Raw genomic sequence first — 21389 nt, 5'->3', positions numbered from 1 at the left:
TCGTCAGTGTTGATCAGGGTTGTCTGCTCAGGCTCGAGTGTTCAGGGCTGTGTCAAGGTAGCCAGGCTCGCCTGCCAGTCGCGCTTCTTCTGCAGTATCTTGCGACCAGTCACATGCAGGCTGCGCATGTACATGGCAGGCAGGTAGCGCTTCAGCATCCAGATCAGGTGATAACTCTTGTGCGGCAGCACATAGAAGTCCTTGTCGTTGATACCGCTGTAGACACGCTTCGCCACGCCATCCGCATCGATCTTCGAGGTCTCGAACAAGCGCTGAACCATGTCCTTCGCTTTTGGATCTGGCGAGCGCAGGGTCTTGCCAAGGTCAGTCTGGAAGAAGCCAGGGCAGACGACGCTGACACCGATGCCGTAAGAGAACAGCTCGCCTTCGAGCGTTTCAGACAGCGCAACGACGCCAGCTTTTGCGGCATTATACGAGCCCATTTCCGGCGCATGAATCAAGCCTGCCATGGAGGCGATATTGACGATGTGACCTGAACGCTGTTTCTTGAACAGCGGGGTAAAAACACGGCAGCCGCGAACGACACCCATCAGGTTGATATCGAGCACCCACTCCCAGTCGCTCAGCGGCGCTTCATCGATGGCGCCATGTGTGGCGACACCTGCATTGTTGATGATGATATCGACGCCGCCCCAGCGCTTGACGATGTCGTCACGCCATTTCTTCAGCTGGGCTTCCTTGGTCACGTCAACCTTGGTGAAGAAGAGGCGCGATTCCGGCAGGCCCAGCAGTTCGATTTCGGCCTGACCCTTCTCATCCTGGATGTCAGCAATCGCGACACTCCAGCCTTCATGCAGGAACTGCTTGGCGAGCGCCAGGCCAAGACCGGTAGCGCCACCTGTGATGGCAACTCGTTGTTCCGGGAAACGTTGTATGGCCATGGGCTTACCTCTTCTCTGCGTTGGACTTGTCGTTCTGGGCATACTTCTTCAGCTCAAACTTGGCAATCATGCCGCGGTGCACTTCATCCGGGCCATCGGCCAGGCGCAGTACGCGGGCGTAACCAAACAGGGCAGTGAGCGGGAAGTCGTTGCTCAGGCCAGCGCCGCCGTGAATCTGCATGGCGGCATCGACGATGCGCTGCAGTACATTCGGGGCCACGACCTTGATCTGCGCAATATCGCTCATGGCGCCAAATACGGTCTGGGTATCGATCTTGTACGCGGCCTGCAGTGTGAGCAGACGGGCCATTTCGATATCGATGCGCGAATTCGCGATGATGTCGCGGTTACCGCCGAGGCTGGCCAGGGGCTTGCCGAAAGCAACACGCTTCGTCGCACGTTCGCACAGCAGCGTCAAAGCACGTTCGGAAGCACCGATGGCACGCATACAGTGGTGGATACGACCTGGGCCAAGGCGTCCCTGGGCAATTTCGAATCCACGGCCAAGGCCGGCGATGACGTTCTCTTTCGGTACGCGCACATTATTGAAATGCACTTCGCCGTGACCGTAGGGCTCATCCTGGTTGTTGAAGACATGTAGCATGCGGACGACATCCACACCCTTCGTATCGCGTGGCACGATGACCATGGAGTGCTGCTGATGGCGACCATTTTCAGGATTACTCAAACCCATGAAGATGAAGAACTGACAGTTCGGGTGACCTGCGTTTGAAGTCCACCATTTCTTGCCGTTGAGAATGACGTCATCGCCGTCTGCCTTGATGGTGCTTTCCATGTTGGTCGCATCCGAGGAGGCAACGTCAGGCTCGGTCATGGCGAAGGCCGAGCGGATCTCACCGGCCAGCAGCGGCTCGAGCCACTGCTTCTTCTGTTCCTCAGAGCCATAACGCACCAGCACTTCCATGTTGCCGGTATCGGGCGCGCTACAGTTGAAGACTTCAGGACCGATGAAGGAGTGACCCATGGCTTCAGCCAGCGGTGCATATTCGAGGTTGGTCAGACCCACGCCGTATTCCTTCTCAGGCAGAAACAGGTTCCACAAGCCGGCCGCTTTGGCTTCCGCCTTCAGCTCTTCCATGATCGGTGGCTGTGTCCACTTCTGACCTGGCTGCTCCAGGTGCTCGAAATAGGCCTTCTCTGCAGGAATAACCTTTTCCTTCATGAATTGGCGAACGCGCTTGAGATAGTCGGTAGTCGTCTCGTTGTGAGAAAAGTTCATGTGCTGAGCCTCACGCTGGTGCATCTGGAAACATGAACCAAAACTAAGCGACTATTGATGATGAAGCAAATGAATAGTTATAATAGGTGGTATGAACAAAACGAATATTGATCGATTCGATCTCAATCTACTCACGGTCTTCGTGGCGATTTATTCCGAGGGCAGTATCACTGCGGCCGCGAATACCTTGCATCTGTCGCAGTCGGCGATCAGTCACGCGCTGAACAGGCTGCGCGAGCAACTCGGCGATGAACTGTTCCAGCGCAGTGGTCGCAGCATGTCACCGACGCCGGCCGCTGAGCAGCTGATAGGTCCTATCAGGCAGTCGCTGGTGCAGATCCAGCAGGGGATCGTCGCCTGTACGCAGCAGGAGGGCCTGGATCTCAAGGGATTGACCACGCGTTTTCGCCTCTGTGTACGCGACAGTTTCGAAGGGCTGGTGCTACCGGAGCTCATTGCCATCTGCAGCCGGCTGGCACCGAAAGCCAGCTTCGCCAGCATGCGAACGCCGCGCGAACAGGTACTGCACGATTTACGCAGTGGTCGGATCGACCTTGCAGCCGACATCCTGCTGCCGCACGACGACCAGATCCAGCACGTCGAGCTGCTTACCGACGACTGGGTGTGTGTGCTCAGCGCAACACATCCTTTATTGGAAGAGGACTGGGAGTTGTCAGGGGTGTTGAAATACAGGCACGTCATGGTGTCATCGCGCGAGCATGGTGCCGGCTTCGAAGACACCCAGCTGGCGCGGCATGGGCTGCGGCGCGAAATCGCGCTGCGGACGTCGAACTATCTGGCGGCTATCCAGACGGTGGCCATTACCAGCTTCATCGTTTGTGCGCCACGTCGGTTGGCCGACGCATTGGTGGCGCCGATGGGGGGGCGCGTCGTGGTACGGCCTTTTCCGATGCAGTTTCCCCCGCTGGAGCTGTACCTTTACTGGCATCGCCGAGTGGAGCACGACAGGGCGCATGTGTGGTTGAGGGAGCAGATTCTGAAACTGACGGCAGGACTGGCCTAGCGGCGGGCTACAGCTCTTGGCGGTGGCCGTTTGGCCCGCCGGTCAGGCGAAGCCAGGTCAGGTAGAGTACGCGGGCGTCCGAAGCAGCGCGATGGCGAGCCAGCCCCTGTTCGATAAACACCGAGTCACGGGTTTCTGACCATCGGTCGAGCAGGTCGGGCGGCAGCAGGCTGCCAATCGATTCCAGTGTAAAATTCGCGCGCACGTGAGCGGCGCGAAACAGGCGATGTAGCCAGAACGAATCGAAGCTGAGCGCATCGCAGTACACTCGGGATGGCAGTACTTCGTTGAGGTAACCAGCCACCGTCTTTGCCTCCACGCCCTCATCCATCAGCCGCTCGCGGGTGATACCATGAATATCGGCGGCTTCTTCGGACCAGTCGCTCCACAGGGCCGCAGGCTGGATCAGCCAGCCATGGGACTCGCCAGTCTGCAGGCAATAGCCCACTTCGACCGGATAGCTCGAGATAAGATCCTTGCTCGACGCTTCGAAGTCGATGAAAGCCAGTTCGGATGTCACAGCGTCTCCGCGCCTGTTGTCAGCGCCATAAAGCGGTCGCCTCTCGTTTTCAGATCCAGTAAAGTGCCGTCTCAGCCATGGAGATCCCGCACCGTCATGTCTACAAGTTCAGTTACCAATGCACCGTCCGGTGATTCCCCAAGTGTAGTCATCTTTTCCGGTGGCATGGATTCCTACACGCTTCTGCACAGTCTTCTGCAGCAGGTCGCCGAGACCGCGGAAAGTCAGGCAGGCGGAGCGTCGCAGCGGAATCTGGTGCATGCCTTGTCCTTCGATTATGGACAAAGGCACAAGAAAGAGCTCGTCTACGCAGCTGAAGTCTGCCAGGCCCTGGGCATCCCGCACAGGATCATCGATATCACTGCGGTAAACAGTCTGCTGGCGGGATCTTCACTGACCGACGCGATAGATGTACCAGAAGGTCATTACGAATCTGAGTCAATGAAGTCGACCGTGGTACCGAATCGCAACATGATTCTGCTGTCACTGGCGATCGGCTATGCTGTCTCCATCAAGGCCGAGGCCGTATATTTCGGGGCTCATGGAGGAGATCATGCCATCTATCCCGACTGCAGGCCAGAGTTTCTGGACCGTATGAACGCCGTGAGCATGGTCGCGAACTACGAGCCGGTGCGGGTGGAAGCGCCCTTCGTGGATGTCGACAAGATCGGCATTCTCGCCAGAGGCCTCGCCATGGGACTGGATTACAGCAAGACCTGGACCTGCTACAACGGACGTGAAAAGGCTTGTGGAAAATGTGGCTCATGCGTCGAGCGCCTCGAAGCCTTTGCAGAAAATGGCGTGGTTGACCCCTTGCCCTATGAACCGGGTATCGAGCGACCTGATATTCCACCTGATGCAGGAACAGATAAGGAGGCAAGCACTTAAGTTGTCGGCCTATCGAGTCAAGGAAGCGTTCTATACGCTCCAGGGGGAGGGTGCCAACCAGGGCCGCCCTGCCGTGTTCTGTCGCTTCAGCAAATGCAATCTGTGGAACGGCCGCGAGGCTGACAGGGCGTCAGCTGTCTGCAATTTCTGCGACACGGATTTCGTCGGTGTCGATGGGCAGAACGGTGGCACTTTCGCGGACGCTGGTGCATTGGCCGATCATCTCATTGCACTCTGGCCCTCCGATTTTCGGCCTGCTTTCATCGTCTGCACCGGCGGCGAGCCATTCCTGCAGCTCGACGACGCCCTGGTGGCCGCACTACACGATTGCGGCTTCGAGATTGCCGTCGAAACCAACGGTACGCTGCTGGCACCAGCTGGCATCGACTGGCTCTGTGTGAGCCCCAAAGGGCGGTCCACAGTCGTGATCGACAGTTGCGATGAGCTCAAGTTCGTCTATCCGCAGGCCGATCTCTCCCCGGAAGATTGCGTCCACATCCAGGCGGACCACTATTACCTCTCGCCCCGGGATGATCGGTATCTGACGCAGCCCGGTACTCAGGAGGAGCTCGCTGCGTTGCGCAATGCAAGCCTGATCGCGACTAGTCAACGCATCACCAATCACACGGCCGAGTGCGTTGAATACTGTATGTCGAATCCGCCTTGGAAACTCTCCCTGCAGACGCACAAATACCTCGGCATCGACTGATGGCAGCTTCCGCTGGTCTGCTGCCGGTCTTCCTGCTGATTCTCGTGGGCTACGGCCTGCGTCGTTATCAATTTCCCGGCGACAGTTTCTGGGATCCGGCAGAGCGCTTTCTCTACTATTTCCTGTTCCCGCTCATGCTCATCGACAAGCTGATGCATGCGGACCCTCAGGGTGTCAGCCTGCTCAAGCTCGTTCCGCCGGTCCTCGTCGGGCTCGCAGTGGCCACCTTTTTGCTCTGGCTGCTCAATCGCATCTTCAAGTGGTCAGGCCCGATGTTCACTTCGGTGTACCAGGGCGGCATCCGATTCAATTCCTATATCGGCCTCGCGGCCGTGCAGGTGCTCTACGGCGATAGTGCAGTAGCAATTGCCGCGCTCGCCATGGCGATCATGATTCCACTGCTGAACATCCTGTGTATTCTCTGCTTTTCGTTTTACGCCAACGCCAGTTCGGTGAATCCGAAAGCAGTTTTCAAGGCTATCGCCTCAAATCCGCTAATTATCGGTAGTGTACTGGGTGTGGTCTTCAATGGTCTGGAAGTGAACCTGACGCAGCCGATCGAATCGGCCATGAGACTGATCGGTGATATGGCGCTGCCGTTCGGACTGTTGTGTGTCGGTGCCGCGTTGAAGCTGACCGGTCTGCGAGCTGACAGCAGCCCCATCCTGATCAGCAGTGCCTTCAAGCTTCTGGTATTTCCGATGGTATTCGTAGCCTCCGCTGCCATCTTTATCGACGATCAGCAGACCTTGCTGGTGTTCCTGATTCTCGGCGCGCTGCCCACCGCCACCTCGTCTTACATACTCTCCCGCCAGCTCGGCGGCGCATCTGGCACCATGGCGCAAATCATCAGTGTGCAAACGCTGCTGGGTATGGTGACAATTCCCCTGGCCCAGTGGCTATTTACCTTCGTCGGCTTCGCTTAAAGTCAGTTAACTCCAGTTTTGAGTGTCCGATACCCCTCAGGCGACCTCGACGAGGTTTCGACCGGCGTCCTTGGCGGCATACAGCGCCTTGTCAGCATTTTCGATCAGGGAATGAACCTCGACGTCAGCGCGAGGAACGACGCTGCAACAGCCAATGCTGGCAGTGAGTTTGAGTGAATGCTCGTTGAAGCGAATATCGAGGTTTTCGATACTGCGGCGGATGCGGTTGGCGGTATCTATCGCGCCCTGCGCATCGGTTTCGGGCAGGATGACCACGAATTCCTCGCCGCCGAAGCGCGCGCAGAAGTCGGGAGGACGGCGAATATTACCCTTGATGCAGTCGGCGACTTGACGCAGACATTCGTCACCGGCCAGATGGCCCGCACTGTCGTTGAGCCGCTTGAAATGATCAAGGTCGATCAGCAGAAGGGACAGCAGCGTCTCGTTGCGTAGCGCCCGCCGCCATTCCAGGTCGAGGCGTTCATCGAAGGCGCGTCGGTTATGCACGCCGGTCAGGCCGTCGAGGGAGCTCAGATTCCGCAACAGGGTATTTGCTTCCGACAATTGCAGCATCGCGGATTGAAGTTCTGCAGTGCGTTCGGTCACTCGATGTTCGAGCCGTTCGGCGGCAGCCCGCTGAGTGCGGGCGATCTCCTGCTGAGCCTCGCGTGCCATGCGTTCGCTGGTGAGTGCCTGGTCCTGGGCTTCAAGACGCTTGCTGCGCTCTTCAGAGAAGCGCTGGGCGAGCGCGATGGACAGTAGAAGGACTTCCATGGCAGAGCCGATCTGCTGCGCGTTTTCGGTATACGGGCTACTCGGAATGTATCCGAACTTGCTCAACACGAGTACCACTGTCGCCGCCATGAATACCGACCAGGCAATGGTGAAATAGCGGGCTGAGAGACTCCCGGTGCGCCACTGGGATATACCAGCGGCCATGACCAGGATTGGTATAATGGCGCCCAGCGAAGCGGAGAGGCGAATGGCATGCTGGTAGGGCAGTATGAGGCTGAGAATGACGACCGCCACGCTAATGATGGCGAGCCATTTCAGGCCAACCGCGCCAAAACTTCTTGAGCCGGTATAGCCGAGAAAGCTTCTGGCGAACAGCACGGTGAATGCTGAGGAGCAGGCGGCCATGACGGCCACCGACTGATCCTGCATCCACAGCCAGTCTGGCCATAGGTACTGGAATCCGAAACCATGCAGGCTGGCCTGGAACAGCATGATCGATGCGGTAACGCCGAGGTACCAGAAGTAGCTCCGATCGCGCAGCACAAGAAAAATGAAGAGGTTGTACAGCAGCATGCCGATCATCAGACCGAAATACATGGACTGCAACGCCAGCACGGTGCCTTCGGCTTCGAGAAACGCATTTTTCTGCCAGAGGTATAGCGGTAGCTCCATCGCCCCGTCGGTCTGCACCTGCAAATAGAGCGTCAGGTCACCTGGTTCGTCGAGCGCTAGCGGGAAGAGGAAGTTACGGTGGTTCAATGGTCGCTCATCAAAGGCCACACCATCACCAGTCCGACCAGAGCGGATAATTGTTCCGTCCCGCACAATAAAAAGTTCGACCTGGTCGATAAGCGGGTAGGCCAGCTCGAGCAACCAGCCCTCATTGCCTGGCTGTTCTATGCGCAGATCAAGCTTGAACCAGTGCACTGCGGTATTGAAGCCCAGCGAGAGCCGGTCTTCGGTCGATTGACGCCAGACCGAGGGCGGTAGTGCCTGAACCTCCTCGAGTGACAGGTGACCAGCGTCGTCGACATAGACATCAACGAGCGGTTGCAGATCGATGAATGACTGATCGGTATCGACAGGCGTGCGAGCCCCTGCGTAGGTCGCGACCACGAATAGCAGGCAGCAGACAGCGAGCCCGAGGCTCCTAAAAATCCTGGTGATGATCTTGCCCCCTACTGCGGCGTTACTATCTGCCATTAAGTGTAGATGGGTCCTGTGCAAGTTCAATGTATTCTATCTGTTCAATTATCAAATATGCGGGTATCGTCTTAATCTCAATCGGAAAATTATCTGGCTTGTTATCTGGGGCGGTGCCCATGACGGATTACACTCTGCAAGACCCAGCCGGCACATCGGCCGAGCCAGCCATGCCTTCGCCGCGAGACTGGCACGTCTTCATCGACCGACTTCTGCTGGCATTCGGTAGCCTCGCTCTGGCTTTTTCGCTGCTGTTCTTCATTGCCTATAACTGGAACGGGTTCGGACGACTCGCGCATTTTGCGCTGGTTGAAGCTGCGCTTGTAGTGACGGTGGGCCTGTATTGGTGGCTGGCCGGCCGGCATGGCGCGCTGCACACGGCCCCTCGTCTGATGCTTTTGCTGGCGAGTCTTCTGCTCGGCGTGCTGCTGGCCTTATATGGCCAGACCTACCAGACCGGTGCCGATAGCTGGCAGCTCTTCGCGACCTGGGCAGGACTGATGCTGCCGTGGACGCTCCTGGGCCGGTCAAACGTGCTATGGCTGGCCTGGTTCGCCTTGTTCAATCTCACACTGGTGCTGTACTTCCAGGCTTTTGACGGCGTGTTCTGGGTGCTGGCCGATGCCGAATACGGACTGCTCTGGGTGTTGTTCGAATTCAACCTGGGGGCGCTGGTGCTCTGGGAGGGGCTGAGAGGGGAGTTGCGCTGGCTGACTGGCCGGTGGGGGCCCCGGATTCTGGCCGTAGCCGCAGGCGGCTCGATCACCGCGCTGGCCCTGCTCAACCTCGAGTCGCTGCTACTGTTGCTTATCTGGTCGGGTTGGCTGGGATTGACCTTCGGCGTCTATTACTGGTGTATCCGGGATCTGTTCATGCTGACGGGCTGCTGTCTTGCCGCCATCATGGTGATCATTGCCAATATTGCCCGCCTTGTCTTGAGTGATGGTGATCCCTCAGCGCTGGTTCTGCTGGCCGTAGCCACGATCGGACTGGGTGCCGTTTCCGGTCGGATGCTCAGACGCATTCACAGGCAGTGGCAGTCATGACCGCATCCCTGGCCACCAGCCGCTCCGACGACTCGCCCTGGTACATCAAGCTCATGCTCGGCATATCGGGCTGGTTCGCTTCGCTCTTTCTCTTCGGCTTTCTCGGCCTGGGCTTCCTGGAGTTGCTGCAGAATATCCTGGCGTCCCTGGTGACGGGCCTGGTGCTGGTCGGGATAGCCTGGGCCATTCTGCGCAGTCATCCAAACGACTTTCTTGAACATCTTGCACTGGCGATCAGCCTCGCAGGCCAGGCGCTGGTCATCTGGAGTATCTTTCGGGCCAGCAACGCTCCGCACACTGTGGTGCCCTGGCTGGTGACCGCCGTCTTCCAGCTCGTGCTCATCCGCATCATGCCAGATTTTCTGCATCGGGTTTTTTCCACGCTGGTAGCATCGTACGCGCTGGGCCTGACCTTGATGCTCGGCGGGTTGGTCTCAGTGAGTCAGGGGCTATTCATTCTCCTCACTGGCTGGGTGTGGCTGAAGCAGTCGGCCTACCCTCAGCATGGTCAGTTGATGCGAGCTGCGGGTTTCGGCCTGGCGCTGAACCTGATCAGCATGAGTAGCGTAACGGTCGGGCTGCAGGAACTTGGGACTGTGATGGCCGATGCGATACCTGCGTCTGCAGCGGCTGGCTTCTCATGGTTCACCCCGTGGCTGAGCAAGAGTCTGGCTGCCCTGGCAAGCCTCGCCGTGGTCGCGATGATGCTGATTCACTATCAGCAGCCCCTCACGCACAAGCCTGCTTTGCTCGCTCTGGGCGGAGCTCTGTTTGTCGCTGCAGTGGCCTTCGTGGCGCCCGGACTCAATGCAGGTCTGATTGTTCTGCTCATGGGCGTTCACGCTCGCAGTCGGGTGATGGCAGGCCTCGGCCTCATCGCCTTGCTGTATTTCATGTCCCGCTACTATTACTTCCTGGGGGAAACGTTGCTCTTCAAGTCAGCATCCCTGTTGGTGCTGGGCCTGCTCATGCTGCTGGGTCGGTGGCTATTTTTGCGATGGCTGCCGCGGACTGGCGAAGGCGGCGCCCATGGCTAGACATCTGGTCGTGCTCGTTCTGGTCGGTATTCTGGCCGGCTTCAATTGGGCGGTGGTCGAAAAGGAACGCATTCTGAACGAAGGAAAAGTCCTGTATCTCGAGCTGGCGCCGGTAGACCCCCGCTCGCTGATGCAAGGCGATTACATGGCGCTGCGCTTCGCCATCGAAAATGATATCCGTCAGGCCCTGGCTCAGACCGATGAGATGCCGCAGGCGGCCGACGGTAGTCTGATCGTCAGGCTCGACGATCGGCAGGTCGCCAGCTTCCATCGCCTGCAGGACTTCGTGCCAGACGTGGTTGGAGACAGTGCGGTCACTACCCGCGCAGATGAAGTGCAGCTTCAATACCGGATTCGCAGGGGGCAGGTGGAATTTGCCACTGACGCATTTTTCTTCCAGGAAGGCCAGGATACACCGTACGAAGCAGCCAGGTACGGGCAGTTCAGACTTGGAGAGGACGGGACGCTTATATTGACTGGCCTGCACGGTACCGAGCTGGAACATCTACAGCCGCCACAGCCCTGATGAACGAGCGCTGATACCCAACTTTACATACCTGCGCAAAACCACCATATACATATTAATGAATGTCAATGTAGACTTTCGCCACTTTTTACATCCGGTTCGAAGGTCTGTCATTTGGAGTTGTCTGTATGTCCTTTTCGTTGAAAAAGCACTGTCTTGCCCTGGCTATTGGTCTGGCGATTCTGCCAATGCTGTCAGCCTGCTCTGATGACGATAAGGAGAAGACGACCCTTCGTGCAGAGCGCGAGCCGTTCAACGAAGGCTTGAGCCTTGTGTCCCAGTGGAATGAGCTGGGCCTGGCTGGCATACGCGAAAGCGGTGCACGGCCAACAGTAACCACCCGCCAACTCTTCATACTGTCTTCCGCCATGTATGATGCGTGGTCTGCATTTGATGACGTCGCTGTGCCTTACGCTCTGGATCCAACGCTGAAGGCAGAACAGGCCTTCACGGAAGACAACAGGGCTAGAGCGGTGAGCCAGGCGGCCTATCAGGTCCTGGTCAGGCAGTTCCCCAACTACGAAGCGTCCACTGGCAACTTCAGCGAGTATATGCAACGCCTCGGCTATCCTGTCCTGACGGCAGGCACTGCGGACACCCCTGATGGTATTGGATTCCTGGCCGCTGAAGCCGCACTGGCCAAGCGTGCTGCCGACGGCTCCAACGCGGCAGCGAATTACGCGGATACGCCCGTGTCTGGCTATGCCACACCGACCTATGTCGCCCGCAACAGTGCCAACCCTGATGCGGTCAACGGTATCAATGGCGTCAATTACGATCCAAATATCTGGCAACCACTGAGAGTGCCAACGGGTACTACCAAGGACGCCGAAGGGCATCCTGTCGTTGATGTCAACGATCCTGCGAGCTTCAACGAACAGAAGTTCCTGACCCCGCACTGGGGCGCAGTCACGCCATTCGCGATGGCCAGCGGCGACGAATTCAGACCAGGCCCGCCGCCAGTACTCAATGATTTCTCCCCTTATACCGATGGCCAGGGCGACCTGACCACCAACGATGCGGCCTTCAGAGAACAATTTCAGGAAGTGCTGACCATCAACGGCACGCTCACCGACTATGAACGGGCTTCAGCGGAGTTCTGGGCCGACGGCCCACGCACCGAGGCCCCTCCGGGCCACTGGAACCAGCTCGCTCATGGCGTGTCTGGACGTGATAACAATAGCGTCGAAGAAGATGTGAAGATGTTCTTCGCGCTTAACGCAGCCCTGCTCGACGCAGGCATTGCAGCCTGGGACGCCAAGCGCGAATACGACTCTCCGCGTCCGGCGGCTGCCATCCCTTATCTTTATAAGGATCAGATAGTGACCGCGTACGTCATTGGTGAGGGCGTGCAACAGATTCCTGGTCAGGACTGGCGCCCTTATCAGAATCCGACTTTCGTGACGCCGCCTTTCCCTGAGTATGTCTCTGGTCACAGTACATTCAGCGCCTCGGCAGCTGAAGTGCTGACGCGCTTTACCGGATCGCCAACCTTTTATGATGGCACCACCGTGACCGTTCAGGATATCAATGGTGACGACAAACCTGACATGCTGGGACAGTTTGTTGTCGGCGTGAATACGCTCGTTTACGACTCCGGTCCGTCAGAAGAATTAGTACTGCGCTGGCCGACCTTCAAGGATGCTGCCAATGAAGCTTCCCGTTCACGCATCTACGGCGGCATCCATATTCAGGATGGCGACCTGCGAGCGAGAGTGATGGGTGAGCAGATTGGCACCAAGGCCTATGAACTGGCTGAGCGTTTCTGGACTGGTGACACGTCTGTCCGCTAGTAACATTTGACTGAAAAGGAATTCGATATGAAATTGGCGCCATTGAAGCTCGCAACCGTCCTGGGTGGCTACGCCATCCTGGCTGCTTGTGCCGGAAAGACTGTAGACACCACGCCTACCAATCCGACGGCGGTCGTGGAAGCGAAGTTTACCGTCAATGGTCGCTTCGTTCCCGATTTTAGTGGCGTGCAGACTGTCTACACTCGTGACGATATGCGCAGTATCAAGCAGAAGACTGAGTTCGACAGCTTCGTGATGCGCTGGTTGAACTCCGATGTGCAGGACATTTTCAGGCTCGACAAGAATCTTGTGTGGCAGGTCGACTTCGACAATGAGACTTACCAGGAATGCAGCCTGACTGGCTGTACCTCCGGCCTCGAAGCCTGGAACGAGAAAACGGACTCGGATGAAGAGGAAGACACCGAGGATTACGAGAGTTACGAGGAACTCGGCTGTCAGGTCGAGCTGGTTCGCAACGATACTGAAGTGAAATCGACGGGCAAACAGCGGGTCATTTCAGGCATGGATGCCAGAGAGTACACGATGGACTGGGTGGTTGAGTTCCAGGATTCCGCGAAGCGCAAGGACAAGAGCACTGTCAGCTTCGTGTTCTGGACCACTGATCCTGACGAATCGATGCAGGCTGTGTGGCGTACCCACAATCAGTTCACTGAAGGCTATCTGAAGGCGACCAAGGACAGCGATCCCATGATCCGGCTGCTCGGCAGGGAAGGCGTCCGGGCATTGAGTGCCTTCACTGGCGACATCGAGAAAACCGATGCCGAGGAGTTCAACGACTTCACCCGGTCGCTGGCAAAAATAGAAGGCTATCCGCTATCCATCAAGGTGGAATGGTATTCCGATACCAAGGCCTGTCAGGAAGCGCGGGCACCAAAAGCTTCGACTGCCAGCGGCGGTTCGCTTGAAGACCAGGCCATGGATGTCGTCGGTGGTTTCTTCAGCAAACAGGCAGAGAAAATGGTCACAGGTGACAAGACCGATCCTAACGTCCGTTATATCTACGAAGTCACATCCGCATCAGAACAGCCCATTCGTGACAGCCAGTTCGCAGTACCCGCTGACTTTACTTTACAGAACCGTCAGTAGATTGCGTCTGACCTTCGGGGCAACTCGTAGTATGCTGTATTCTGTAATAGCTATCTGCATACCAGGAGCATTCGAACGATGAGCATTCAAAATATCAGGCTGCTGCTGAATCAACTTCAGGACGAGATCAGAACGACCGATCTCGATCCTGAGACTCGCAGGATGATCGAGGATCTTGAAGCTGAAGTGCAGTCTGTCCATGATATCGATTCTGATGACTCGGATCGGGATATGGACGGCGCAGACACCACGCAGATCGCCGAACAGGCCACATTACTGGAAACCCGCTTTGCGGCAGAACATCCTACCGCCGAGCGCGTGATGCGCGAAATAATCAACACCCTGGCTCGTATCGGTATCTGATGCGGCTCAGGTGACTCCCGACAGCTTTTTCCCACTTTACCTCAATGCCCTGACTGCACTGTTCGTGATCATCGATCCGATCGGTGCTGCCCTCATTTTCCATTCACTGTTGCCGGCGGACGAGCGCCGGCACCGGCTGGTGATGGCCATCAAGTCGGTCCTCATCAGCGGCACCCTGCTGATCGTGTTCGGCTTGTACGGCGAGGCGCTGTTCCATCAGCTTGGCATCAATATCAACGCCTTGCGTATCTCTGGCGGTGTCCTGCTCTTCTTTACCGCATTCAGGATGATTACCGGCGAGATCCGCTTTAGCGTACATACCAGCAAAGAGGACATTTCGGTCTATCCGATGTCTATTCCTTTGCTGGCAGGGCCGGGTTCGCTTACCCTGGCCATACTGTTGTTCTCTCGCGCCGCAGATGCCGAAGGCCAGCTGGCCATTACGGCTTCCATTGTCAGCATACTCCTGCTGACCTTGTTGCTGATGCTGGCAGCGCGTTATCTGAAGCGGGTGATTGGCAAGACGGGCGATGAAATTCTGCGGCGCTTTCTTGGGGTCATACTGGCTGCATTGGCGGTGCAGTTTATCTATGACGGTGTGCGAAATCTTTGGCTGGCGGCCTGAGTGGGTTGCAGAGCCGATCGGGTGACCGGCTCTGCTGCTGAGCGGGTGATTACTTCAGTTTGTCGAGCTTGATCGCGTTGGCGTAGGCTTTGACTTCATCGGTTTTCACGCCGTTGCCGGTGAGTGTGAACAGCGCGGAGTTGTTGGCCACGAAGACAATTTTGGTACGATCATCTTTCTCTTCGAGCATCGCGTTGTTGCCAGCGATCTTGATGAGCTTGCCACCCTGCATGGCGATCATGGATGGATTATTGAACATGCCCATCATCGATTGCAGCATCGGCGAGTCCATGACCAGTTCGATGGTCAGATCCGCATCACCTTTCCGATAGCTTCTGTTAGCCGAAATACCGCCGCCGAACATCGCTGCGCCTGAAGACTCACTTTCCGCATCTTCGGCTTCCCATCCGCTCATGGGGTCTGGAAATACTGCAGTGATCTGCTCGGCTTTTTTCTGTCTGATCAGTGTGGAGGCATAGTCGAGCTGGCTCGCCGCGGTCGACATGTCACCATCCTTATAAGCGCTGAGGCCGGTATCGATGGCTTCAGTGATTTCGTCTGCAGTAGCGGCCGCAGGCGTTAGCGCCAGTCCGACAGCAATAAAAAGGGCACGTTTACAGATCATGAGAGCGTCTCCTTGTGACGGAAAAGTAACACCAGTTTAATCTTAAGTTAAGCGCTTCGGCTACTCCAGTATTCAGCAGATGGCCAAAGCAGACGGCGCGAACGTACCCGAGATTCTCGGTGGCCATCTAGCGCTGCCGCGCAGGCCCGACGATGTGCTATAACAGGTCGGAAAGGCGCATATATTATTGGACGGACGGAGCCACGAGATGAACTGCAGCTGCTGCGGCAAGGATATCAACACATTTATTCTGGACCGGGCTTATCAGATGCCGGATGCCATCTGGCGAATCAGTCCGGCTGAACGTATGGCAAGAGCGCAGATCGATGCCGATTTGTGCAAGCTCGACGACAGATACTTCCTGAGGGGAGTGCTTCGGATCGCGATCGAAGGCAGTGACCGCTTTTTCGAGTGGGGTGTCTGGGTCGAGGTGCCCGGAGAGGATTTCTTTGCTTACGTGCGTGCTTACGAGCGCGACAATTCAAGGAAGCAGCCATTTCTCGGTATTCTCGCCAATGAGATGGCTGGTTATACCGGCACACGCGGCTTAGCCGTGACGGTGCAACTCGGCACGGCCACACAGCGTCCGGCCATTACGGTAGCTGATACCGAGCATTCGCTCGGGCAGGATCAGCGACAGGGCTATGCGCTCGAACGGGTCCACGAATTTCATCCAAGGCCAACGCTGGCGGCGGCGCTGCCGCGTTCAGCCTTACACTAAAGTTATTGAAAGGACGCAACTTATGTTGAACTCAGTTGATGCGGTATTGGTCATCGTCGATGTGCAGGGGCGCCTGGCCTCGTTGATGCACGAACGCGACAGCCTTATCGCCAATATCAGCATCATGATTCAGGCCTGTCACCGGCTCGACATACCGATACTCTGGAACGAACAGGTGCCCGACAAGCTGGGCGAGACCGTGCCTGAGTTGGCCGAGCTGATGGGCACACTGAAGCCAATGGCGAAAACCACTTTCAGCTGTCTCGGCAACGACGCCTTTAACGAGGCGCTCGCAGACACCAGACGACGACAGGTGCTGCTTGTCGGTATCGAAACGCATGTCTGCGTATATCAGACCGCTATAGACCTGCTCGAAAATCTTCTGGAGGTTCATGTGATCGCAGATGCCGTCAGCGCTCGCAAGGTGGAGAACAAGAAGCTCGCGTTACACAAGATGCGTCTGGCGGGCGCTGACGTGACGACGACGGAGATGTGTCTGTTCGAGATGCTGCGAACGGCTGAAGCGGAAGCATTCCGCGATATCAGCCGTCTGGTGAGATAGGCGTCAGCTGCCTGCCGGCGTCGAAAACGCACCGTAGGCCTTGGTGCCCCAGAGCGGCACGGTAGACAGACTGTGTTTGTAGCTGCCGCTGGTTTCCTTGGTGCTGTAGGCGATATACATCAGCGACTGCGACTGCTGATCGAGCACACGTCGAATTTTCAGGGTCTTGAAAAAGACTGATTTTGACTTGCGAAAGACGATATTGCCGCTCTTCGACTTGTCGATGGCCGCCAGCATTTCTGCCGTTATTTCACCGGTCTGGCGGCAGGCAATACTCATGTCTGAAGGATCGCTGAACTGCAGGTTGGCTTCGATGCTGGATATGTGACAGGTAACGCCGGGCACTTCAGGATCCTGCAGAATTTCGATCTTGATATCCTTGGTCGTGAACAAGCCGAGGGAAACATCGCCAACTTCGTCGTCGTTGCAGGCTGAAAGGCCAAGCGCTGCGAGCAGGACAACGAAGCCCACGGTCGGCAAGCGCCTGAACTTCAGCCTACGGGCCATCAGGCCTTCACCTCGACAGCCGTGAGCCAGCCATGGGTATCTTCTGCGCGACCCCATTGGATATCATTCAGGGCCTGACGAAATCTCTTCGTGGTTTTACCCGCCAGGCCATCGCCAACCGAATATTCATGCCCGTTGTAAAGCAGCGTGCCGACTGGTGCCAGCACAGCAGCAGTGCCTGAGAGGGCGGCTTCGCAGCCTGGCTTCGTGGCTCGCTCGAGTAGCTCGTCAACCGACAGTTCGCGCTCCTGCACATCGAAACCCATATCCCTGGCCAGCGTCAGAATAGAGTCACGGGTCACGCCATGCAGAAAGCTCTGGTCGAGCGCCTTGGTGATGACTTCATTGCCGTCGATGAGCAGGAAGTTGGCCGCACCGGTTTCCTGAACGTCGCCACCGGGACAGAACAGTACCTGGTCGGCCTGAACCGTAGCCTTGGCGCGCTGTATGGCGAGCAGGGCGCTGGCATAGTTGCCACCACACTTCACCGTGCCCATGTGCGGCGCACATCGCATACCCTCATCATCCAGTAGCAGCCTGAGCGTCTTGTCGTTGCCGGCGAAATAGTCACCCACCGGGGAGAGCATGACATACAGCAATGAAGTAGCCGTGGAGGCAGCAGCCTTGCCGATCGCAGCCTCGGTACCGATATGGCTCGGCCGGATATACATGGAGCCTGGCGGCTCTGGCACCTGCGAAGCGAAGCGGCCGACGATGTCCAGAATCATCTGGGTCACTGCAGGCTTGTCGATGGCAGGCATGCCGAGCAGCTCGGTGCTCTGTGCAAGCCGCGCCACATTTCGGTCCATTCTGAAAATCTTCACGCTGCCATCGGCATGTTTGAAGGCCTTGAGACCCTCAAAACAGGTGCTGGCATATTGCAGCACGTGCGCACCCGGGTGCAGTTCGATTCGCTCACCGGAAACGATTTCGGCCGGAGACCAGGAGGTGCCGTTGAAACGGGCGGCTGCCATTTCAGGCATGAAGACACTGCCAAACGCTGTCATTGAAATGTTCCTGAGAGTACGACGGCACCTGAGACAAGCTCGGGGCCAGCGAGAAAAGAGATCCTGCTAATTTACTGTAAACACGTGTGGAGTAACAGTGCCTGGCCAGCAGATATGCCCGGTGGGTGTTGTCGACATACAAAACGACGCTGGCGGTGGTGCTGGCAGGCGGGACGCCGAAGGTGGCGTAAAGCAGGCTGCCTTGCGTATGACTTCAGACAATGAAGGAAAATTTCCGGGAGGGCATACGCCATGGCCAAGGTTCTGATTCTGTATTACTCGTCTTATGGTCACATTGAAAAGATGGCCCAGGCTGTCAAGAAAGGCTGTGATGCCGTAGCGGGCACTGAGTGTGTCATCAAGCGGGTGCCGGAACTGGTGCCTGAGGATGTGGCGAAAAAAAGCCATTTCAAGCTGGACCAGGCGGCACCGATCGCGAAGGTGGACGAGCTGCCGGACTACGATGCCATCATTCTGGGCGTGCCCACCCGGTACGGTCGCATGAGCTCGCAAATGGCGAACTTCCTCGACCAGACCGGTGGCCTCTGGGCCCAGGACAAACTGGTGGGCAAGGTCGGGTCGGTGTTCAGCTCGACGGCCTCCCAGCACGGCGGGCAGGAGACCACCATAATATCCACCATAGTCAACCTGCTCCACCTGGGCATGACCATCGTCGGTATGCCATACACGGAAAAGCGACTGGTCACGCTTGATGAGGTCTCGGGTGGCACGCCCTACGGCGCAACGACAATTGCCGGCGGCGATGGGTCACGTATGCCCAGCGAAAATGAGCTCGCTATTGCGACCAGCCAGGGCAAACATGTTGCGGAAGTCACTTCTGCGCTCGTGGCCGGGCGTCAATAGCCGGGCCTCGCAAATCAGGAGACAGCGTATGAACAGGACAATACCCTTGTCGCTGATGCTGATATTAGCACCGGCCCATGCCTTGGCAGAGTTTGTCGGGGCCGGCGCAGTGGAGGCAGGCACCACCGTCGAGAAAGTCATTGAAGAAAGAGGTGAGGACAGGGATGTCTCGCTGACCGGTTTTCTCGTGAAGCAGATCGATGATGAACACTACTGGTTCAAGGATCATACCGGCGACATGAAGGTCGAGATCGACGAGGCAGTGTTCAGTGGCACCGAAGTCACGCCAGAGATGAAAGTTCGCATCACTGGCGAGGTCGAGCTTGATTTCGAAGAGGTCAGGATCGATGTCGGCAGTCTGCAGGTCATCGATGAAGGTCTGCCCACCAGGCAGCAGCCAGTACTCGGGCGTGACCGCGAGTTGGATATCTGACCCCGTATCAGAGCCCTGTTACTGGATGACGGTGAGTAGCCGATTGAGCTGCTGTTTCAGCTGATCGTTCTCGGTTCTCAGGCGGTCGATGTCTTCCAGTAGGTCCAGCACCAGTGCAACATCTGCCCAGTCCATGTCGAGATCGCGATGTAGACGGGCGGCCTTGTTCACGCGGGTCACGGCGGCGATGCTGAATAGCCACTCCCGAGGCTCGGCGCCGGCGATTGGTAGCACAATATTATACTGCACCAGCTCAACCAGGTAGTCGGTAGGCAGATGCGCCGACTGACACAACTCGTCGAGGCTCATCTCCAGGCTGGGTGAATGCACATTTGTGGCTTGTGTCATCACTGCTTACTCCACTCTTCACGTGGGTTGAAACTTGCCGTGTCGGCCAGTTGGCTCCAGAGTTTTTTCACTTCTTCGCTGTCCGTTCTGGGCAGCACGATCTTGAGCACAGCGAACAGATCACCAGTTCCACGCTTGCCTACCAGCCCCTTCCCCTTGATCCGGAGCCGTTGCCCGGACTGACTATTGGGCGGAATGCTCATGCTGACCTTGCCGGTCAGGGTCGGTACGGTGACCTTCGTGCCCAGTGCTGCTTCCCAGGGGGCCAGCGGCAGCGTGAGGACGAGGTTGTCGCCCTCGACGTCAAACAGCGGATGCGGCACCAGACGGATATGCAGGTAGAGGTCGCCACTCGGGCCGTTCGCCATGCCAGGCCCACCTTGGCCTTTCAGACGGATCCGTTCACCGTCGCGAACCCCTGCCGGAATTTTCACCTTGAGCGACTTGCGCGTTTCCTCGACCTGCCCTCGCGCATCTGGTTGCGGCACCGTGAAATCGATGGGAACGGTCTGTTCCGCCAGGCTTTCTTCTAGCAGAACAGGCCATTCCATCTCGAGATCACGCCCCTTCTGCTGGAACGGATCACGCCTCGACTGCTGGCGGCTGAAGCCTCTGTCGGCACCCGCCCCACCGAAGACGGAGTTGAAAAAGTCGGTGAAGTCAGCGTCTGAGGCGAACTGCTCGCCGCCGCCACTGAAGCCGCCTCCAGCCTGGCCCTGTCGTCCCGTACCGCCAGCAGGACCGCGGCGGCGCGCCTCCCGCAGCGCATCGTACTCTGCGCGCTTATCGTGGTTCTTCAGCACCTCGTAGGCTTCAGCGACTTCCTTGAATCTGGCCTCGGCGTCGGTCACCTTGCTCACGTCAGGATGGTACTGCCGCGCCAGCTTTCGATACGCTGTCTTGATCGCCTTGTCGTCAGCGCCTGGGTCGACCCCCAGTACCGCGTAAAAGTCCTTGAACTCCATATCTGATCACTCCTGACACTAGTCGTTGATCTGCGTTCTCAGCTTGACCGGCGGTACCATTCAGCGGCCAACTTCGGATCGATCTATGGTGGCCGCTTCGGCTCGTGCCTGGGAAAGCCAGTCCAGCATCGCTGGGTGAGCCAGTGCTGTGTCCATATACGTGCGCGACAGCGAGGATATATCGACGGCGTACGTCGAAAAACGGAAGACCACCGGTGCGAACATGCAGTCGGCAATCGAAAACTCGCCGAACAACCATGGGCCCCCGTGCCGCTGCAGCATTTGAGACCATAGTGCATCGATTCGCTCGATATCCCGCGCCAGAGCATCGCTGATGAGGACGCGCCGTCCACTGGCCCGACAGTTCATCGGCATGGCTTCGCGAAGGCTGGCGAAACCGGCGTGCATCTCGGCGCTGCAGGCTCTGGCTTCAGCCCTCCGAGCGGGATCCGCTGGCCAGCCCTTGCCTGCCAGATAGTGTTCAGAGACATATTCGCAGATGGCCAGCGAATCCCAGACCGTCAGGCCTTGATCGAGCAATACCGGGACCTTACCCGCGCTGTTGTACTGATCAATCTCGCTTGCTGTAGCAGCGGTAGCGAGTTGAATCATGATCTCTTCGAAGTCGATATCATGCGCGCGCAGCAGGAGCCACGGTCTGAGTGACCACGATGAGTAATTCTTGTTGCCGATGACGAGTTTCATGCACACAG

The 21389-nt window shown here is 57.4% G+C and carries 25 protein-coding genes; 15 read left to right on the top strand and 10 right to left on the bottom strand.

Features of this window, described 5'->3' with window-relative positions; translation table 11 throughout:
* Nucleotides 1-41: 41 nt before the first annotated feature.
* Entirely contained in the window at nucleotides 42-902 is an 861-nt protein-coding gene (locus ABD735_RS09615; RefSeq protein ID WP_344805746.1) for an SDR family oxidoreductase, read from the bottom strand.
* Between the two features lie 4 nt (nucleotides 903-906).
* A complete protein-coding gene (locus ABD735_RS09610; RefSeq protein WP_344805744.1) occupies nucleotides 907-2142 on the bottom strand; it encodes an acyl-CoA dehydrogenase family protein in 1236 nt (411 codons plus the stop codon).
* Nucleotides 2143-2233: 91 nt separating this feature from the next.
* On the opposite strand from ABD735_RS09610, the gene ABD735_RS09605 reads away from it, so the two are divergent.
* Nucleotides 2234-3166, top strand: coding sequence for a LysR family transcriptional regulator (locus ABD735_RS09605; RefSeq protein ID WP_344805742.1), 933 nt, complete (start codon nucleotides 2234-2236; stop codon nucleotides 3164-3166).
* Nucleotides 3167-3173: 7 nt separating this feature from the next.
* Here ABD735_RS09605 and ABD735_RS09600 read toward each other — a convergent pair whose 3' ends face one another.
* Nucleotides 3174-3686 carry a 3'-5' exonuclease gene (locus ABD735_RS09600; RefSeq protein WP_344805740.1) on the bottom strand — a complete coding sequence of 171 codons (513 nt, stop codon included), beginning with the start codon at nucleotides 3684-3686 and terminating at the stop codon, nucleotides 3174-3176.
* A 96-nt stretch (nucleotides 3687-3782) separates the two neighbouring features.
* On the opposite strand from ABD735_RS09600, the gene queC reads away from it, so the two are divergent.
* Genes queC through ABD735_RS09585 form a run of 3 tightly spaced genes read left to right on the top strand, consistent with a single transcriptional unit; the run spans nucleotide 3783 to nucleotide 6209 of the window.
* Nucleotides 3783-4574: a 7-cyano-7-deazaguanine synthase QueC gene (gene queC / locus ABD735_RS09595; protein WP_344805738.1), complete on the top strand. Its 792-nt coding sequence runs from the start codon at nucleotides 3783-3785 to the stop codon at nucleotides 4572-4574.
* Between the two features lies 1 nt (nucleotide 4575).
* On the top strand, nucleotides 4576-5283 hold the full coding sequence (queE, locus tag ABD735_RS09590) for a 7-carboxy-7-deazaguanine synthase (protein WP_425548600.1): 708 nt from the start codon (nucleotides 4576-4578) through the stop codon (nucleotides 5281-5283).
* A complete protein-coding gene (locus ABD735_RS09585) occupies nucleotides 5283-6209 on the top strand; it encodes an AEC family transporter (protein WP_344805734.1) in 927 nt (308 codons plus the stop codon). Before queE ends, ABD735_RS09585 begins: the two co-directional genes overlap by 1 nt.
* A gap of 36 nt (nucleotides 6210-6245) precedes the next feature.
* Here the strand turns inward: ABD735_RS09585 and ABD735_RS09580 are convergent, their stop codons facing one another.
* Nucleotides 6246-8147 (bottom strand): sensor domain-containing diguanylate cyclase, encoded by a 1902-nt coding sequence (locus ABD735_RS09580; RefSeq protein ID WP_344805732.1) that lies wholly within the window; start codon nucleotides 8145-8147, stop codon nucleotides 6246-6248.
* A 119-nt stretch (nucleotides 8148-8266) separates the two neighbouring features.
* On the opposite strand from ABD735_RS09580, the gene ABD735_RS09575 reads away from it, so the two are divergent.
* The 7 genes from ABD735_RS09575 (at nucleotide 8267) to ABD735_RS09545 (ending at nucleotide 14644) form a co-directional block, all read left to right on the top strand.
* Nucleotides 8267-9193 carry a DUF2157 domain-containing protein gene (locus tag ABD735_RS09575; protein WP_344805730.1) on the top strand — a complete coding sequence of 309 codons (927 nt, stop codon included), beginning with the start codon at nucleotides 8267-8269 and terminating at the stop codon, nucleotides 9191-9193.
* The gene (locus ABD735_RS09570) at nucleotides 9190-10230 is read left to right on the top strand and encodes a DUF4401 domain-containing protein (RefSeq protein ID WP_344805728.1); all 1041 of its coding nucleotides are present in this window, start codon (nucleotides 9190-9192) and stop codon (nucleotides 10228-10230) included. The genes ABD735_RS09575 and ABD735_RS09570 overlap by 4 nt, the downstream gene beginning before the upstream one ends.
* On the top strand, nucleotides 10223-10756 hold the full coding sequence (locus ABD735_RS09565; RefSeq protein WP_344805726.1) for a GDYXXLXY domain-containing protein: 534 nt from the start codon (nucleotides 10223-10225) through the stop codon (nucleotides 10754-10756). Before ABD735_RS09570 ends, ABD735_RS09565 begins: the two co-directional genes overlap by 8 nt.
* A gap of 128 nt (nucleotides 10757-10884) precedes the next feature.
* Nucleotides 10885-12549: a vanadium-dependent haloperoxidase gene (locus tag ABD735_RS09560; protein ID WP_344805724.1), complete on the top strand. Its 1665-nt coding sequence runs from the start codon at nucleotides 10885-10887 to the stop codon at nucleotides 12547-12549.
* A gap of 27 nt (nucleotides 12550-12576) precedes the next feature.
* On the top strand, nucleotides 12577-13656 hold the full coding sequence (locus ABD735_RS09555; RefSeq protein ID WP_344805722.1) for a hypothetical protein: 1080 nt from the start codon (nucleotides 12577-12579) through the stop codon (nucleotides 13654-13656).
* Between the two features lie 78 nt (nucleotides 13657-13734).
* On the top strand, nucleotides 13735-14019 hold the full coding sequence (locus ABD735_RS09550) for a DUF4404 family protein (protein ID WP_344805720.1): 285 nt from the start codon (nucleotides 13735-13737) through the stop codon (nucleotides 14017-14019).
* A gap of 10 nt (nucleotides 14020-14029) precedes the next feature.
* Nucleotides 14030-14644, top strand: coding sequence for a MarC family protein (locus ABD735_RS09545; RefSeq protein ID WP_344805718.1), 615 nt, complete (start codon nucleotides 14030-14032; stop codon nucleotides 14642-14644).
* Nucleotides 14645-14693: 49 nt separating this feature from the next.
* Here ABD735_RS09545 and ABD735_RS09540 read toward each other — a convergent pair whose 3' ends face one another.
* Nucleotides 14694-15269 (bottom strand): hypothetical protein, encoded by a 576-nt coding sequence (locus ABD735_RS09540; RefSeq protein ID WP_344805716.1) that lies wholly within the window; start codon nucleotides 15267-15269, stop codon nucleotides 14694-14696.
* A gap of 208 nt (nucleotides 15270-15477) precedes the next feature.
* Between ABD735_RS09540 and ABD735_RS09535 the strand changes: the two genes are divergently transcribed.
* Together ABD735_RS09535 and ABD735_RS09530 are read left to right on the top strand one after the other, a co-directional pair.
* Entirely contained in the window at nucleotides 15478-15990 is a 513-nt protein-coding gene (locus tag ABD735_RS09535) for a DUF2199 domain-containing protein (protein ID WP_344805714.1), read from the top strand.
* 22 nt (nucleotides 15991-16012) lie between these two features.
* On the top strand, nucleotides 16013-16552 hold the full coding sequence (locus ABD735_RS09530; protein ID WP_344805712.1) for a hydrolase: 540 nt from the start codon (nucleotides 16013-16015) through the stop codon (nucleotides 16550-16552).
* Nucleotides 16553-16555: 3 nt separating this feature from the next.
* On the opposite strand, the gene ABD735_RS09525 is transcribed toward ABD735_RS09530, so the two are convergent.
* Nucleotides 16556-17059: a CreA family protein gene (locus ABD735_RS09525; protein WP_344805710.1), complete on the bottom strand. Its 504-nt coding sequence runs from the start codon at nucleotides 17057-17059 to the stop codon at nucleotides 16556-16558.
* Complete coding sequence (locus ABD735_RS09520) at nucleotides 17059-18066, bottom strand: branched-chain amino acid aminotransferase (protein WP_344805708.1); 1008 nt, start codon at nucleotides 18064-18066, stop codon at nucleotides 17059-17061. Before ABD735_RS09520 ends, ABD735_RS09525 begins: the two co-directional genes overlap by 1 nt.
* A 252-nt stretch (nucleotides 18067-18318) precedes the next feature.
* On the opposite strand from ABD735_RS09520, the gene wrbA reads away from it, so the two are divergent.
* Both wrbA and ABD735_RS09510 read left to right on the top strand, forming a co-directional pair.
* On the top strand, nucleotides 18319-18930 hold the full coding sequence (gene wrbA, locus ABD735_RS09515; RefSeq protein WP_344805706.1) for an NAD(P)H:quinone oxidoreductase: 612 nt from the start codon (nucleotides 18319-18321) through the stop codon (nucleotides 18928-18930).
* Between the two features lie 28 nt (nucleotides 18931-18958).
* Entirely contained in the window at nucleotides 18959-19363 is a 405-nt protein-coding gene (locus ABD735_RS09510; protein ID WP_344805704.1) for a YgiW/YdeI family stress tolerance OB fold protein, read from the top strand.
* 18 nt (nucleotides 19364-19381) lie between these two features.
* Here the strand turns inward: ABD735_RS09510 and ABD735_RS09505 are convergent, their stop codons facing one another.
* From ABD735_RS09505 to ABD735_RS09495, 3 genes are read right to left on the bottom strand one after another with little or no spacing between them, the layout of a single operon-like run.
* Nucleotides 19382-19711: a chaperone modulator CbpM gene (locus ABD735_RS09505; protein WP_344805702.1), complete on the bottom strand. Its 330-nt coding sequence runs from the start codon at nucleotides 19709-19711 to the stop codon at nucleotides 19382-19384.
* Nucleotides 19711-20676: a curved DNA-binding protein gene (gene cbpA / locus ABD735_RS09500; protein WP_344805700.1), complete on the bottom strand. Its 966-nt coding sequence runs from the start codon at nucleotides 20674-20676 to the stop codon at nucleotides 19711-19713. The genes ABD735_RS09505 and cbpA overlap by 1 nt, the downstream gene beginning before the upstream one ends.
* A gap of 60 nt (nucleotides 20677-20736) precedes the next feature.
* A complete protein-coding gene (locus ABD735_RS09495) occupies nucleotides 20737-21381 on the bottom strand; it encodes a glutathione S-transferase family protein (RefSeq protein WP_344805698.1) in 645 nt (214 codons plus the stop codon).
* Nucleotides 21382-21389 lie beyond the last annotated feature (8 nt).

It is taken from the genome of Allohahella marinimesophila, from assembly GCF_039538005.1.
Taxonomy (GTDB): Bacteria; Pseudomonadota; Gammaproteobacteria; order Pseudomonadales; family Oleiphilaceae; genus Allohahella; species Allohahella marinimesophila.
The sequence above is the reverse complement of the archived record's forward strand: the minus strand, read 5'-3'. Positions and strand labels throughout refer to the sequence as shown.